This window comes from Streptomyces sp. NPDC051183, from assembly GCF_040682455.1.
Classification (GTDB): Bacteria; Actinomycetota; Actinomycetes; order Streptomycetales; family Streptomycetaceae; genus Streptomyces.
This window is the reverse complement of the sequence record NZ_JBFBBA010000088.1, coordinates 1-10,703: the sequence shown is the minus strand read 5'-3', so window position 1 is coordinate 10,703 and position 10,703 is coordinate 1. Positions and strand designations below refer to the sequence as shown.

The following is a 10,703-nucleotide window of genomic DNA, read 5'->3' as shown; positions in this document are numbered from 1 at the left end:
CTGAGGATCCTCACCGACCGCCGCTCCGACCTGACCGCCGACCGCACACGCCGGATCAACCGACTTCGCGGCCAACTCACGGGCATCTTCCCAGCTTCGGCGGGGTCGACTCCCATGCCGATACCATCCATGTCGCGGTCATCGGCGACAACGGCGGCCACCTCGCAGACGCCAAGTTCGCCACCACCACGGCCGGATACGCCGCGGCCCTGGCCTTCCTGGACGCCCACGGCCATGTGATCGCCATCGGCGTGGAGGGCACCGCCTCCTACGGCGCTGGCTTCACCCGTGCCGCCCGCTCGCACGGACACCGCGTCGTCGAGGTGAACCGGCCTGACCGGGCCGAACGCCGCCGCATCGGCAAGTCGGACCCCATTGACGCCTACGCCGCCGCCCGCGCGGCCTTCTCCGGACGGGCCTCCAGCTCGCCCAAGGACGACACCGTCGCCGGCATACGGGCCCTGCACAACACCGCCCGCTCCGCGGTCAAGGCCCGCACCGCCGCCTTGAACCAGATCACCCACATCCTCTTCGCCGCACCCGAGAGCATCCGCGCCAAGTACGGACGGCTCACGGGAACAGACCGCACCGACGCTCTGGCCCGGCTGCGACCGGCCGGGGACGCCGTGCACGTCGCGGTCCTCACCGCCCTCAAAAACCTCGCCCGACGCGTCAAAGAGCTGACCGCCGAGCACACGGCTCTGACCAAAGCCCTGGACAGCGAGGCCACCGCCCACAACCCCGGCTTGCGGGCCGCCTACGGAGTCGGCCCCGACACCGCCGCCCAGCTGCTGATCACCGCCGGAGGCAACCCCGAGCGCATGCGGACCGAGGCTTCCTTCGCGGCCCTCTGCGGCGCCGCACCCGTCCCCGCCTCCAGCGGCAGAACCAACCGCCACCGTCTCTCACGAGGCGGGGACCGGGCAGCCAACGCCGCCCTCTACCGCATCGCCCTGGTCCGCATGTCCAGCGACCCCCGCACCCGCGAATACGTCGCCAGGCAGACCGCCGCCGGCCGGACGAAGAAGGAGATCATCCGGCTGCTGAAACGGGCCATCTCCCGGGAGATCTTCCGCTGCCTGACCACCGTGGTCACCGTCCCCGTCACCGCCGATCTGCGACCCCTGCGACGGGCCAAGAACATCACCCTCACGGCCGCCGCCCAGCACTTCGGAGTCTGGCCCACCGCCATCTCCAGGCTCGAAAGAGGACTCAGCAGGGACGACGACCTCAGTCACGCCTACCGCGAGTGGCTCCAAGCCGCTTGACAGCAATAGGAGCATCAGCCCGGCGTCCGGGACCGGTTCGCAGGTGCCGGGCCCGGCGCCGACCGGCAAGGTCACCGTGTCGCGGGCTTCGACACTTCCGCCCGCAGCGGATCGAGCAGGCCGTTCACCTCCTCGATGCCCTCCGGGGAGCCGAGGTCCGCGATGCCCCGTCCCGGCAGCACCTCCAGGGCGTTGCAGTGGCAGTCGTCGAAGCGGTCGTGGAAGAGCACCATGGCGTGCAGGGGCCGGTTGCGGCGGGAAAGCCAGACCAGCCCCATGGCATCGGGGGCCTGCGCCCGGATCTCGCTCGCCCACCGCCGCGCCATCGGATAACTCCGCTCGTCGTCCAGGAGGTTGGCGGTCTGATGGACGGCGGCCAGGTCCTTCTCCCCGATCAACGAGACCAAGGTCAGCTCGCGCGTGGTGCGCAGCACGCTCAGCGTCCGCTCGTGGACGGCGGCGTACGGGACCTGCCTGCGGTCGCCCGTCCAGGGCACCGAGCGCAGCACGCTCTCCGCGACCGCGGTCAGGGCGCTGTTGGCCACGTACAGGCTCCGGTACGGGTCCAGCACCGTGCCCTCGAAGCGGCCGCCGTGGAAGTGGAGGTCCGCGAGCGTCGGGTTGAACTGGGCCGGCCCGTACCTGGACTTGTGCACCCGCCACAGCTCCGTGCCGGCCGGGATCACCTCACGGTTGGGGTCCAGTTCGTTCTTGATCATGGGGAAGAACCTGATCCCGGGCAGGAGGTTGCTCATCACTCTCCCTCCACGAGTGCGGCGGCCGCACCGACGAGTTCGTGGTCGGGCAGCCGGCCCAGGAACGATGCGGGGATCCCGCCCAGCCAGGTGTTTCCGCCGAGCCACCAGGATGCGGCGCCCCGGGGATCGATGTCCGCCAGGAGCAGCCGGTTGACTTCGAGGACGACCTCGTGCGGGGCGCCGCCGCCCGTGGGGAACTGGAACCCCGGGTAGCGGTCGCCGTTCGGCGGGTCCGGCAGCCGGATCAGTTCGGGCGGTGGCGCCCCACCGCAGCGGGCGGTCGCCTCGGCCGCCGAGAGCGCCGGCTCCCGCAGCAGCGGGTCGGGCGCGCGGTCGGCGCCGGCCCCCACGGCGGGAGCGGGCCCGGCGGGCCCGGCGGGCGCCGGATCCGGGGCGGCCATCAGGTCGATCAGTGCCAGCGCCTCCGTCACGGTCGCCGGCCCGGGGGGCGCGGCCACCAGCCGTACGCCGTCCAGTGCGGCGCGCACCGGATGCTCGAACGGCAGCGGCCGCAGCGCCAGCCGGACGCCCTGGAGCGCTCTGCGCACCGCCATGGTGTCGTCCGGCGGTGCCTGGGCGAGCGCGGTCAGCCGGGTGAGCAGCAGCGCGTGCTGCTCATCGTCGAGCGCCGCGCGGATGGACTCCCGGTGCTCGCCGATCAGGGCGAGCAGCGGCTCCGCGGACGGTCCGCGGCCCTCCTCGTTCATGCTGTCCCTTCTGCTGTCTTCGTCGCGCCCGGACCCGGATGCCCCTGATGGATGAAGGCGGCCCAGAGCGCGGTCCGTTCCAGTCCCGGCCGTCCCATCTCCCGGAGCAGGTCGCCCTGGAGGGAGCCGGGGTTCTCGCGGCCGGGGTCGAGCATCCACAGCTGCGCGGCCCGCAGCGCGTCCACGGGGCTGAACCCGTCGACGACCAGATGGTGGTGGAACACCGCCATCAGCAGCGCCGAGGCACTGTCCTGGGCGAGCCACCGCGATCCCACGACGTCCCGCGCTCCGGCGGCGGCGAACGCCGTGGTCAAGGTCAGCGCCTCGTCGTGGTCACCCCTGCTCAGATCCGTCTGGCAAGCACTCAGGACGACCAACGGCCCTTCGGCACCTTCCTGTTGTCCCTTCCGGTCGAGCAGCCGGGTCACGGTCAACGGCGCCGGTGTGCACTTCTCGTCGGCCGCGAGGTCCAGGGCCGAGACCGTGGGGCGGGTGCCCGCCGACCCGTGCGAGACCACGTGCAGCAGGGAGACGCCGTCGGCGAGGAACCCCAGAACCGCTTCGGGCGTGCCGGGCGGCAACTCCTCACCGTAGAGCGCGCCGCACAGCTGGGCGTGCGGATAGAAGGCGTCCCGCAGGGCGGTGACCTCCGTGTCGGAGAACCCCAGGCTCATCGTCGGGTCGGCCACCAGTACGGGGGCGGCCACCGGGTCCCGCGGCGCCCGTCCTGCCGTCCGCAGGAACTGGCCGCCGGATGCCGCGTAGCTGATGACCGCCACCTGGCAGAGCCGCTCGTGGGCCGCCTCGGCCGGGAGCCGCGCGGCGTGCCACGGCACGATCCCCAGGCGCCCGCAGGGCACCAGTACGACGCGCAGCGGCCGGTCCCCGTACTCCCGCCCCGGCCCTTCGCCGGCCGCCGCCAGGCGCTCCTCGATGCCGGTGAGGACCGGGCCGAGCGCCTGGAACGCCCAGTCGCACAATTCCTCCAGGGCCTCTTCCCACGCCCGGGCGACGGCGGCGTCGCCGTGGTCGCGGTCCCGTGCCGCCGCTGCCTCCACGTACCGTGCCAGTGGGCCGTCCTCGTCGTCGCAGAGCTGGGGCAGGGCGCCCGCCCCCATCCCCAGCTGCGGCCCCACCGCGATCACCAGGCCCGGGCCCGCGTCGTCCCCGGCCACCAGGTAGAGGAGTACGTCCGCACCCGCGTCGCCGAGCCCGTCCGCGAGCTCGCTCGGCGTGGGCGTGCCCAGCAGGCCACCGTCCCGGCGGTAGCCGAGGGCGTCGAGGGCCTGGCGGCGCAGGGTGCTCGGCAGCAGACCGGGAACCTCGCCCGCACCGTCCGGCCCGCGGCCGTCGCCCTCGGTGCCGCCGGCACCCCGCGCGGCGCCGGCGGCCTTCCGCCAGGCCTCGGCGAGATCCTGGTGCCCGGCCGCGTCCAGGAGTTCGGGCACGGCCGAGGAGGTGGAGGCCGCCTGCAGGACCAGGGCCCGGCCCAGCTCCAGCGCGGCCACGGCCTCGTGCAGCTTCCCGTACGAGGCGGCGATCCGGGCCGCCCGTACGCCGCGGCTGGCTCCGGTGCGGGCGGCCAGCAGGCCGTGCTCGGCGCCCGCCTGGAGGAGGACGTCGGCGGCGAGGGCCGTCAGCGCCTCCTCGGCGGCTTCGAGCGCGCCGCTGTCCGCCGGGTCGGAGGTGTCCTTCCCGAGCCGGCCGCGCAGTTCGTAGGCCTCGGCCAGGTGCCACAGCGCGTCGGCCGCGATCCGCGGCGCCCTGCCCTCCCGTACGCCGTCCCGGAGGCGTTCGAGTTCGCCGATCAGGACGTCGAGCACGGCCGGGTCGCGGTCGAGGCCGACGCGCACGACCAGGGAGAGCGTGGAGGCGTGGAGCTCCTCCATCGAGGCGTCCGGGGGCGGCGGCACGTGGTCGCCGACCGAGCTCATCGGCTCCCCGGCGAGGGCGGCGCGGATGATCGCGAAGTCCCCCATTCCGGGGAGGGACAGCTCGTCGGCGAACGGCAGCCCGCTCTCCTTGGCGCGGTTCATCGTCTGCTCCATGAGGGCCATGGTCCGCAGCAGCGTCTCCCGGTCCCGGGTCGTGATCCCGAGCGCGCCGTACGCCGCGCCGAGCGCACCGTCGACCGCGAACCGGAGCGGATCGCTCTCGGGGACGGTCGCCGCCAGGGCCTCCGCCTCCTCCACGAGCGCGCGGATCGCCGGTACGTCCTGCGCCTCCCGCGCCTCCATCGCCCGGGAACCGATGTCCATCGCACGGCCCAGGGCGGCGGGGTCGCCCAGGGACTTGGGCAGCGAGCCGGAGATCGCCTCCAGGTGGGCGATGATCGAGCCCATGTGGGCGCGGCCGGCCGACATGTCCTGTCGGGTGCCGCCCACGGCCGGGCTGATGCCGAGCAGGAGCGCCCGCATGCCCTCCAGCGCGGAGGTCTGCCCCGGATCCGGCAGCGGCAGGTCCTGTGCGGAACGCAACTTGCGCAGCAGGCCGTTGAGCGCCTCGGGATCACCACTGCGCAGGACGGGGTCCAGCCCCTGGGTGGCCGCGTTGACGGCGTCCATGGCCCGGACCATGTTCCGAAACCCATCGGCAGTGAGCCCCGGCCCGGGCTCCGACCCGGGTTCAGGGTCGGGCTCCGGCCCGGGCCCGGGCCTGGGCTCCGACTGCGTCTTGGTCTCCGGCTTCGGGTCGGGCCCGGACTCGGGCCCGGGCCCGGGTTCAGGGTGGTCGGGCTCCGACCCCTGCCCCTGCCCCGGCTTGGGCTCCGGCCCGGGCTTCGAGTCGGGCTCTGGCCCGGACGCGGGTTCCGGTTTGGGCCGCGGCTGCGGCTGCGGCTGGGGGCCGGGCGGCGGCGTCGCGCCGTTCGGCCGACCGGCTCCGAAGCCCCCGGCGCGTGCGAACACCTGGTCCATCATCTGCCGATACTGATCCGCGATCGGCGAACCGCCCGGCACCATGCCCGCCATCATCTCGGAGAGCCCTTGCAGCGACGGGGCCGCGAGGGTGTCCTGGACCTGGCGCAGCTGACCCATCACCTCGATCGGCAGGGAGAGCTGCGCCATGTCGTTGATCAGCTCCTGGATCTCCGTCGCCGCGGTCAGCATCTCGGCGGGCTGCGACCGCGTGAGCCAGTCGAGATAGCCGGAGAGGTCGGGTGCGCCTCCGTACCCCTCCTGGGGCTGGATCGGGGAGACGTGGCCGATCAGGAAAAGGGCCGCCCATCGCCGCTCCTCCTCGGTCACCACCGCCCCAAGTGGTGTCGTACGGTCCCGGGCGGCCCGCAGCAGCGCCTCGGCCCGCTCCCGGTCCGCGGCCCTACCGCCCCCGGTCGCGTGCCGCAGGGTCAGCGCACCCGCGAGCCATACGTTCACCGAGCCGCGCAGTCGCTCGTCGTGGTCCAACAGCCCGGCGAGCTGTTCGAGCTCCGTGACCGAGGCCTCGTAGGCGCGGGGTGGTGCGAGCGGACCGGCCGTCCGGAGGCCGGGGAGCAGCCGTTTCACCCGCTCCACGGCGTCCGACACCCAGGCGCGCAGGCCCTCGACGCCACCGCTCTCCTCCCGGCTCATCGGCAATCCTCCTCTCCGGGCCGCGAACGACCCCCACACGTCCCCAACAGCCCACGAATCCCCACTATGCACATCCGTGGCCGGGCGTGGAGGCGAGTTCCCCGCTCTTCCCCCTCAACGACCGGCTTCCGACCTGGAGGTGCCCAGATCGGCCCGCATCTCCCGCCGCATCGCGCGCAGTCGGGCCCACAGCGACTCGATCGCCGCGTGTGCGGCGGCCGGTGAGTCCCCCGGACGCCGCACTCCGTCATCCAGCCTTCGGACCATGCCGTAGACCGTTCCGAGACCGTGACTGACGGCGGCCGCGTGATCGAGGACCCGCTCCGGCAGCCGCATCTGCGCCTCCGCGTACACCTCCCGGTGGTGGTCGCGCGCACCGATGAGCCGTTGCCGTGCCCGGGGCGCCTCGGCGTCGCGCCCCAGCGCGTACAACTGATCGGTGAGCGCGGCCAGATAGTGCCGGCCCGAGGTGTTGAGCGCCACGTAGCACGCCCACAGGTCCTGGGCCGCGGCGCGTTGGTCCCACAACTCCTCGGCCCGCTCCTGCTCGCGCTGACGGCTGCGATCGGCCGCCCGCTGCGTCAGCAGCGCGGACATCAGTGTGCCGACGACACCCGCGACCGCTGTCAGCGGAGCGGTCACCACACCGATGTCCACGCGGCCCCCCCTCATTCCCCGCACGACAAGCGAAGCAGGGGAGGGCGCACCGGGTGAAGGCCCGGCCCGGACTTCGACCGGTGCCCGACCCGTTGCCGCCCAGCGGCGCCCGGAGACCCGGGCCGCTTCGTCCACAAGGGACACCCGGGGCCGTCCACCGGCCGACCGCTCAGAGCCCGTGCTGGTCGAGAACGGCCATCAGCTTCCGCTTGCGTTTCTGGTCGGCGCGCAGGGCAGCCACGTAGGTGTCGAACTCGGCTTCGGTACCCAGCGTGCGATGACAGGCGCGGGCGCTGAGCAGTAGTTCCACGAGCCGCTCGTACGTACGGTCGCCGGTTTGCCCGCGCAGCGGCTCGATCCAGCGGAGGTAGACGCCAAGCGCCTCGGCCGGTTGCCCGTCGCGGATCCGGTCGGCCAGGGCGAGCCACTGCCGCTGGTCGGCGTAGCCGTCGGCGGCGGCCTGCTCCCTGGCGATCAACAGGTGGGTGTGGCCGTTGGGGGCGAGGTCCGCCGCGTGGACCTCGACCAGGGCGTCCACGCTGTCGCCGTCCGCCTTGAGGAGGCGCTCCATGAGGTACTTCTCGGCCCATCCCTTCGGGTTGGCCCGCCAGGCGGCCACCACCAGTACGCGTGCCCGGGCCAGGCCTTGCTGGTGATCGAGGTCGGCTACGCCGCGACATCGATCGGGGCTGTGGCTGCCCGTGCCGGTGTCGGCAAGGACACCGTCTACCGACGAGGCGGTGGCGGGGCAAGCCGGAGCTGGTCTTCGAGGCCGTGTTCACGACCACCGACCATGCTCCGGTCCCGGACACCGGAACGCTGGCCGGGGACCTGACCGCACTGCTGCGGGGCCTGATCGACGAGTTCCAGGCACCTGCCGCCGCGGCGGCCCTCCCGGGACTGCTCGCCGACTTCGCCGCCGATCCGGCACTGAAGGCGCGCATCCGCGGTGACTTCCTGGCCCCCTCGAAGGAGCGGCTGCTGATCGTCTTCGAGCGTGCCGCGGTACGCGGGGAGATCGCGGCCGACACACCCGTGGATCTGGTCCTGGACACGCTGGCAGGAGCCGTGTTCTTCCACGTCGGTCTCGTCGGGGAACGGCCCGACCCTCAGCTGGCCGGCCGGCTGGCTGCTGTCATAGCCAAAGGAATCGAGGTCCGATGAACGGCTGGCTTCTCGCGGCGGGCATCACCGCGTCCGGTGTGGCCGCGGCGCACATCGTCGGCGGCCACCGGGACGTGGTGCGCCCGCTGCTGTCCTGCGGACTCGCGGACGAACCCAAGCGCGTCCTTCATGCCGTGTGGCACATGGTGAGCGCCGACCTGGTGCTCTCCGCGGCCGCCCTGGTCCACCTCGCGCTGGCGGACGATACGTCAGCGACCGGCATCGTGGCGTGGTTCGTGGCCGCGCACTTCGCCGCGTACGCCGTCGTCTTCCTGGTCGTCACACTGTCGGTCGGCTGGCGGAAGCCACTGCTCCGGTTGCCGCAGTGGATTCTTCTCCTGCCGGTCGCGGTCCTGACGGCCGCGGGCGCCGCGTAGCGACGGTTCCGACCCGGCTCGGCGCTCCAGCAACCGTTGGCGGCGCTCCTCGAAGCCGTGCGCCTCGTTCCGGAAATCGCGCACGGCCTGCAAGATCGCGGCCAGCGCGGGCCCCGGCGCGATCTCCTGCGCTGCCCGCAACAGGTCCCGGTAGAACACCATGTGCAAGTTCTCGTCCGCCGCGATCCGCATCATCAGCCGCTCGCACTGCGGATCGCCGCTGAACCGGCTGCACGTTCGAGCTCTACCGGGTCCACGGCCCTGCCGGTGTGGAGATTGCCGCGGATGGCTGTCGCGTGCCGGTCTTCCTCGGCCGTCCAGCGATTCAGCCATTCCCCCCACGCGCCGTCGCGCGAGGCGGTGGTGGCGAAGCCGTAGTGATAGCCGGGCAGGTTGTCCTCGGTCAACAGGTTCAGCACCAAGGACGACCGCACGACCGCACGGCCGTGCTCAGCTTCGACTGGTCGCTCCGCCAGGCCGAGCCGCCCAGGGGACCTTCGAAGTCCGCGCCCCGGCTCCACGGAATGTACTGATGGGGAAACCACTCCCGCGCCGTGCCCAGATGCCGTTCGAGGAGGCGGGCCACCACCGGTTCCAGCTCCACGAGCCAGTCGATCCGCTGCGGACATGTGGACGTGCCGTGACCGTCTGTCATGGCCAGTGAGTATGGGGCAGCACGGCCACGCCTCGTGACGATCTTCAGCCCTGCGGGGCCGGGGCACCCGGAATTGGAACCGTACCGAGGTCGGTTCCCGTGCAGCTCCGTATGACCGGTCGCGTTGCTGTCGGCCAACAGCTCGGGTGCCTAGGTGCGGTTGAGCGTGGCCGCGCCGAAGGAGACGTCGAAGCGGTCGCACCAGATGGAGAGGCTGGTGTAGTCGGCGAGGTTCAGATCGGCCGGGACGGGGTAATTCTGATTGCCTTTGTTGCCCTTGAGCTCGCCGAGGCTGACGTACTTGCCGTCGTCGAAGACGTGCCAGCCGTCGCGGCCCTCGATGACCGGGGCGTCGGTCAGCCAGACCCGCAGGTCGGGGCCGTTGCTGGTGTCCAGGTTCTCCAGGCGCAGGGTGTGGGAGCCGTCGGCGAGACGGAGGAGTTTGACCGTGCCGGTGGTGGCGTGTTCGTGGCTGATCAGGGTTCCCTGGGCCACCGTCCGCGACCCGACGGGCGGGCTGGCCAGCGCGTCGGGTGTCGGGGCGGCGGAGGCCGAGGGGACGGCCTCGTTGACCGTGTCGTCCACCCACAGCTGCCAGGGCTCGAACCAGTACAGGCCGACGGCCAGCCCGGCGCCCACCACCGCCAGCCCGCCGATCAGCAGCGGCCTGCGCCGCCGCCCGTGCTCACCTGCCACGCTCGGTTCTCCGTCCCGCTGGGTGCGCCCCACCGCCTGCGGCCGGTGAGGTCCTGGCGCCAAACTACCGCTGCCCGCGACGCCTGGAGCCTCTCTCGGCGCCGCCTCGCCGGAGCGCCCAAGCACGTCCAGCACCCGGGCGGACCTACACCTTTGCGATACGTCCCGGACGCACCCAGTAGCGCGGCCCTGACGCGGCAATCGGAGCTCGCCCATGGCACGACGGTCCCCGTACAGCCGGTCGCGGCCCCGGCCGCCGTCGAGCCACCGGGACAGGTCCTCGGCGCGCGCCCTTGCCCGTGGCCGCGACGGCGGTCCGCAGCCGTTGCTGTAGAGGGCGACGAAGCGGCAGGCTCGGCCCCCTGGGGCCGAGCTCAGGTCGACGGTCAGCTCGCTCCGCGGGTCCGTGAAGTCGAGCGTCCGGAAGCGCCGCTCGCCCCGCCGGCGATGACGCCGGTTCGGCACCCGGTCCGTGCCCCGGCCGGTGCGTGCCACGGTGCGCCACGCGCTCAACGGCTGGGTGGCTCCTCGCGCTGAGCGATCTGAAGACCAAGGGAGCCCCGCAGGTGTTCGAGCAGCTGATCGCCCGGGAACCCGAGGAGTACCCGGTCCACACCGCCGGCGGACGGCCGGTACGGCTTCGTACAGCTCGGGCCCGAGCGTCGCCCGCAGCACTGCCGACCCAGCCGTATGGAAGGCGTCCCTCGGAGCCAGCCACTGCTGTGACCGCATGCGCTCTTCTGGTCTCCGTCCCTGACTAGTACTGCAACCGCATCTGGAGAATGTGACCTCGGCGTTTGTAGTGGGAGCGGCGGGCTCGGGCCTGGCTGCGTCGTCGGAAGCGTGACCAGT

At 72.7% G+C, this 10,703-nt stretch carries 12 protein-coding genes and 1 pseudogene; 4 read left to right on the top strand and 9 right to left on the bottom strand.

The genetic code is table 11. The features are described from left to right. Nucleotides 1-125: 125 nt before the first annotated feature. Entirely contained in the window at nucleotides 126-1,268 is a 1,143-nt protein-coding gene (locus AB0M99_RS36885) for an IS110 family transposase (protein ID WP_365928501.1), read from the top strand. A gap of 71 nt (nucleotides 1,269-1,339) precedes the next feature. Here AB0M99_RS36885 and AB0M99_RS36880 read toward each other — a convergent pair whose 3' ends face one another. The 5 genes from AB0M99_RS36880 to AB0M99_RS36860 form a co-directional block, all read right to left on the bottom strand. Beyond that, nucleotides 1,340-2,023 carry an RES family NAD+ phosphorylase gene (locus AB0M99_RS36880; protein WP_365928495.1) on the bottom strand — a complete coding sequence of 228 codons (684 nt, stop codon included), beginning with the start codon at nucleotides 2,021-2,023 and terminating at the stop codon, nucleotides 1,340-1,342. After that, entirely contained in the window at nucleotides 2,023-2,733 is a 711-nt protein-coding gene (locus AB0M99_RS36875) for a hypothetical protein (RefSeq protein ID WP_365928493.1), read from the bottom strand. The genes AB0M99_RS36880 and AB0M99_RS36875 overlap by 1 nt, the downstream gene beginning before the upstream one ends. Then, nucleotides 2,730-6,302 (bottom strand): CHAT domain-containing protein, encoded by a 3,573-nt coding sequence (locus AB0M99_RS36870; protein WP_365928491.1) that lies wholly within the window; start codon nucleotides 6,300-6,302, stop codon nucleotides 2,730-2,732. The genes AB0M99_RS36875 and AB0M99_RS36870 overlap by 4 nt, the downstream gene beginning before the upstream one ends. Nucleotides 6,303-6,416: 114 nt before the next feature. After that, the gene (locus AB0M99_RS36865; RefSeq protein ID WP_365928488.1) at nucleotides 6,417-6,959 is read right to left on the bottom strand and encodes a hypothetical protein; all 543 of its coding nucleotides are present in this window, start codon (nucleotides 6,957-6,959) and stop codon (nucleotides 6,417-6,419) included. Between the two features lie 169 nt (nucleotides 6,960-7,128). Further along, nucleotides 7,129-7,530 carry a hypothetical protein gene (locus tag AB0M99_RS36860; RefSeq protein ID WP_365928503.1) on the bottom strand — a complete coding sequence of 134 codons (402 nt, stop codon included), beginning with the start codon at nucleotides 7,528-7,530 and terminating at the stop codon, nucleotides 7,129-7,131. Here AB0M99_RS36860 and AB0M99_RS36855 point away from each other — a divergent pair. Genes AB0M99_RS36855 through AB0M99_RS36845 form a run of 3 tightly spaced genes read left to right on the top strand, consistent with a single transcriptional unit; the run spans nucleotide 7,441 to nucleotide 8,500 of the window. Further along, nucleotides 7,441-7,794 (top strand): helix-turn-helix domain-containing protein, encoded by a 354-nt coding sequence (locus tag AB0M99_RS36855; RefSeq protein WP_365928486.1) that lies wholly within the window; start codon nucleotides 7,441-7,443, stop codon nucleotides 7,792-7,794. The two genes, AB0M99_RS36860 and AB0M99_RS36855, sit on opposite strands and share 90 nt — an antisense overlap. Further along, nucleotides 7,734-8,123: a TetR-like C-terminal domain-containing protein gene (locus tag AB0M99_RS36850; protein ID WP_365928484.1), complete on the top strand. Its 390-nt coding sequence runs from the start codon at nucleotides 7,734-7,736 to the stop codon at nucleotides 8,121-8,123. The genes AB0M99_RS36855 and AB0M99_RS36850 overlap by 61 nt, the downstream gene beginning before the upstream one ends. Continuing rightward, complete coding sequence (locus AB0M99_RS36845) at nucleotides 8,120-8,500, top strand: hypothetical protein (protein ID WP_365928482.1); 381 nt, start codon at nucleotides 8,120-8,122, stop codon at nucleotides 8,498-8,500. The genes AB0M99_RS36850 and AB0M99_RS36845 overlap by 4 nt, the downstream gene beginning before the upstream one ends. A gap of 135 nt (nucleotides 8,501-8,635) precedes the next feature. On the opposite strand, the pseudogene AB0M99_RS36840 reads toward AB0M99_RS36845, so the two are convergent. From AB0M99_RS36840 to AB0M99_RS36825, 4 genes and pseudogenes are all read right to left on the bottom strand, one after another. Continuing rightward, nucleotides 8,636-8,692, bottom strand: a pseudogene (locus AB0M99_RS36840) (hypothetical protein); the annotation flags it as partial. Between the two features lie 2 nt (nucleotides 8,693-8,694). Continuing rightward, the gene (locus AB0M99_RS36835; RefSeq protein ID WP_365928499.1) at nucleotides 8,695-8,919 is read right to left on the bottom strand and encodes an acyl-ACP desaturase; all 225 of its coding nucleotides are present in this window, start codon (nucleotides 8,917-8,919) and stop codon (nucleotides 8,695-8,697) included. Continuing rightward, the gene (locus AB0M99_RS36830) at nucleotides 8,913-9,155 is read right to left on the bottom strand and encodes a hypothetical protein (protein ID WP_365928480.1); all 243 of its coding nucleotides are present in this window, start codon (nucleotides 9,153-9,155) and stop codon (nucleotides 8,913-8,915) included. The genes AB0M99_RS36835 and AB0M99_RS36830 overlap by 7 nt, the downstream gene beginning before the upstream one ends. Before the next feature lie 150 nt (nucleotides 9,156-9,305). Beyond that, the gene (locus tag AB0M99_RS36825; RefSeq protein ID WP_365928497.1) at nucleotides 9,306-9,818 is read right to left on the bottom strand and encodes a DM13 domain-containing protein; all 513 of its coding nucleotides are present in this window, start codon (nucleotides 9,816-9,818) and stop codon (nucleotides 9,306-9,308) included. Between the last annotated feature and the right edge of the window lie 885 nt (nucleotides 9,819-10,703).

Bases quoted from the DNA above. Each gene is read 5' to 3' on its own strand.
- AB0M99_RS36880 (WP_365928495.1), bottom strand. From the start codon at position 2,023: ATGAGCAACCTCCTGCCCGGGATCAGGTTCTTCCCCATGATCAAGAAC.
- AB0M99_RS36875 (WP_365928493.1), bottom strand. From the start codon at position 2,733: ATGAACGAGGAGGGCCGCGGACCGTCCGCGGAGCCGCTGCTCGCCCTG.
- AB0M99_RS36870 (WP_365928491.1), bottom strand. From the start codon at position 6,302: ATGAGCCGGGAGGAGAGCGGTGGCGTCGAGGGCCTGCGCGCCTGGGTG.
- AB0M99_RS36860 (WP_365928503.1), bottom strand. From the start codon at position 7,530: ATGGAGCGCCTCCTCAAGGCGGACGGCGACAGCGTGGACGCCCTGGTC.
- AB0M99_RS36845 (WP_365928482.1), top strand. From the start codon at position 8,120: ATGAACGGCTGGCTTCTCGCGGCGGGCATCACCGCGTCCGGTGTGGCC.
- AB0M99_RS36830 (WP_365928480.1), bottom strand. From the start codon at position 9,155: ATGACAGACGGTCACGGCACGTCCACATGTCCGCAGCGGATCGACTGG.